This window comes from Prevotella sp. tc2-28, from assembly GCF_900107705.1.
GTDB lineage: Bacteria > Bacteroidota > Bacteroidia > Bacteroidales > Bacteroidaceae > Prevotella.
Map to the genome: position 1 here is coordinate 1 of NZ_FNRE01000027.1, position 3,457 is coordinate 3,457.

Here is a 3,457-nt window from a genome sequence, read left to right on the forward strand (position 1 = left end):
CCAGAAGTGAGCCTGCAGAACATTCCTGTCATCACGTTACGATAGCCTAATCCTAAACTTGCCATTTGTCCCGTAGTGTTTTCAAACTGTCCTGATCCTTGCTGACAAGAGATGTAATCGGTGTAATAAGCCTGACGGGTGATAGTGGTGATGTCGCTGGGAGTCCATCGGTAACTGTAACTGCCGCTGATGTCAAGTTTGGAAGTCAGACTGTAGCGGATGAAAAGGCGCGGCTCGGCAAGGAAATTCTGGCTGTTCTTCTTCTGATACTGACGCATGAGCCAACTAAGCCGCCCGTTCAGGCTGATGCTCCATGCTCCTTCGCGATAGCTAAGTGATGGCTCTATGTATGGCTGATACTCGCTATAGCGGTCTTTGTCGCTCAATGCCAACCACTGGTTCTTGGTCTCAAAACCTGCCTGCCAGATAAGTTTCACTTGCCTGATGCTGTGCTGATAATAGGCGTAGGCCTTCCAGTAGAGCGTCTGCTGGGTGAGCTGCTGCGTGCTGTCATTGGTCAGTAGCAACGTACCAGGCAGATAGCTGTAGCTGAACAGCGAGGTGACGGAGTAGCTTTGCCCGTTCTTCAGTTTGTTGATGAGTTCGAGATTGTCCACGACGTAGCGTTTGCGGGGTTCAACGTATTGGGGAGTAGGCTGTCCGTTTAACATCGAAAGTCCCTCGCTCTTATTGAAGTCGATATAGCCTTTCAGCGTGTTCGACAGATAGTGGTTGTCGCGGTTGGCCTTATAGAGTAGTTCGGCCTGCCACTCGCTGCGGGTGCTTCTTGCTGACTGTTCCTCGGCAATCACGGCGGAGTCAGCGTCGAGATAGATAGTCTGACGATTCTGTTGCTGATGACTGCGGTCATAGAGTCCTGTCAGTTGAAGTTTCAGGTCATCGTCCTTTTTATTCTTAAACAGCCAGTTTGTGGCGGCGATATAGGTATCGTTGAACTTGCTGCGCTGGGGTTCCAGACTTGGCGCACCTAAGCTGATGTTGCTGAGGATGCCGCTCTCCGTGGGAGCCGTCTTGTCAAAGCTTGACAGGTCTGTCACTTCGTGTTCGATGTCCTTGCCCATGTTGTTGGCCTTCACCATTGAGATGCTTTGCTTCTTGCGTCCAAATACCATTTCCAACAGACGTGCATCCCTCAGCCAATTATCACCATATCCCGTTGCTACGTCCACCACACCCTGCCACACGTTCTTCGCCTCGTCCTTCAGCACCAGATTAAGTGCGGCCTGCTCAGAAAACTGAATATCCTTCAGGGCTTTTACGGGCTGGTGGTTCTCATACACCTGCACGCTCTTCACCTTATCAGCAGAAAGGTTCTCACTCGCCATCGCATACTTGCCGCCTAACAAGTCTATCCCCTCGATATAGAACTTGTTGATGGCCTTGCCCTGATACCTGATGGCTCCCGTCGGCAATACCTCCAGCCCAGGCATCTTGGCAATCACATCGGCAATCGAACGGTCTTGTTTCTGCCTGAATCCTGCTACGGAGTAGGTAAGTGTGTCGCCCTCCTCACGGATGCGCTGTGGTGTCACCTTCACCTCTTTCAATGCAATGGCCTGCTCCGACATCCTGACGGTCTGCCCGTTCTTGTAGTCCTTCAGCGGTATCACCACTTTTGCGAAGCCCATCATCAGAAACTCTACATCCTTCGCCTCTTTCCCCTGCGGAATGGTCAGCGAGAAACCACCATCCTGTCCTGACCTTGCAAATGCCACGACAGAGCCCCCATCTCCTTTCGCCACGACGGAGGCTGACGCGAGCGGCTTCCCGCTCATGTTTTCCACCCTTCCCGTGAAGTTCTGCGCCTTACCTTCGAGTGAGACTAATATAATAATGTATAGCAGTAGACGCTTCATCATTTGTTTTCAAGCTCTATGGGTTCGTATGGAATTGGTTTGTCGTCTTTCTCTGTAATATCAACTAACTTGCCATTCTTAACAGTTGCGAGCATTGTACCAGTAGAAAGGAGCATTGCGACTGGAGTGGCATACATTCGCTTGATGGTTTTCAATGCCTTATCCTTACTGGTATGCACCTGCCTTTCGAATGTATTCTTAACTATTTTCCTCTTTTTCTTTTCAATGCCTATGGCCTTCCAAATATACATTCCTGTAGATTCTTCCACTTTGAGAATAAGTCCAGGCAACCCAAAGAACTTATATGGTCCGGCAGAAAGTGGTAAATCCACAGTATACCAAGCTGTATATTTGCGCCCGGCATAATTGGTTGTTGCCTTATGGCAGGAATAACCAAGAATCTTCTGTGTGCCATCAGCCAAGTTCCATACCTGCGGCCTTGCTTCTTCCTCGTAAGTGAGAGTGCCAAGAGCCCCAAACATTCTATATGATATCATGTTTTGATTGGAGCCATTGTTGCGGATAATGTTAAAAGCGAAGACCGGCTTCTGTAGTCCTTTCGACGACTTACCGAATTTCGATTTCTCTGTGTATAAAGAGTCGAGCGAGTACATATTCCAGCTGTAGTCTTTAACGTAGCTGTTGCCTATCTGTACAACTCGGGTATCATGATGATACTCTTGCTGACTTTTACTGTCCTTGAAACTCATGGCGTACGTCACATGAAATTGTTCGCCATCTAACACTTCTGCTTTTACTATCTTGTAGGTTGATTGCAAAGCGAACTGCTGGGCAAAGGAGAATTGCCCATAAGTGAATAGCAATAAAACTATTATCAACAAAGACTTCCTCATATCATTTCTTTTACGGATTATACCATCTGAAACCACATTGTCCCATGAGTTAGCTTCCTCGAATTCATAATCAGTAATAGAACTGCGTAAACCGCCATCTCCATTACTTGTCTTACCGTTGCTCTTCTTGAACATTTCTGAATTTGCTTTGTTCATGTTATTTGTATTTAAATTATCATATAATTCTGCATGAGAGGCGCCGGATTCCAGAAAATCGGGCTGCGACAGGGGCGGTGAAAGTGCAGATTGCTGCAATCCGTCCCTGCCGCGCCCGTTTCCTGCCCGGATTCCTGAAATCCGAGGTCGTCTTGGTCGCAAGACTCAAAATTTTCCTGAAATCCGAGATAGAATCTTCCAGTTTCATTGCCGATTCCTGAAATCGAGGTGGTTTGAATGCCGTCGAGGTTCTTGCTGAGCAAGCGTCACCCATTGGGATGCCGAGCGGGCGTTGCTCAGCGCTGCCAGCCAGTTGGTAGGTAATGTCGGGTTCTCCATAATCCTTACTGTTTTTTTGAAAATTAGACATAAAGTGAATGGGTCACGAATTGTTATTTGAGTTTATTTGTTATCGTTGAATATCTCTTTGAGTTTCGCTTTCAGTTCGTCCATGCTTAGACCACGTGCGAGGATGGTGCCGTCTGGAGCGAAAAGGATGATATGAGGAATGCCTTGGAGATTGTAGACACTGGTGGCAATCTCCTGCGAGTTGATGATTTGCGGATAGGG

At 47.9% G+C, this 3,457-nt stretch carries 2 protein-coding genes; both read right to left on the reverse strand.

The features are described 5' to 3' along the window. Positions 1 to 1,880: TonB-dependent receptor (locus BLU47_RS14360; RefSeq protein WP_255402232.1), on the reverse strand; the 1,880-nt coding region annotated here is incomplete at its 3' end. Further along, positions 1,877 to 2,887, reverse strand: a complete 1,011-nt coding sequence (locus BLU47_RS14365) for a GLPGLI family protein (RefSeq protein ID WP_091964497.1) — start codon at positions 2,885 to 2,887, stop codon at positions 1,877 to 1,879. The genes BLU47_RS14360 and BLU47_RS14365, both read right to left, overlap by 4 nt. Positions 2,888 to 3,457 lie beyond the last annotated feature (570 nt).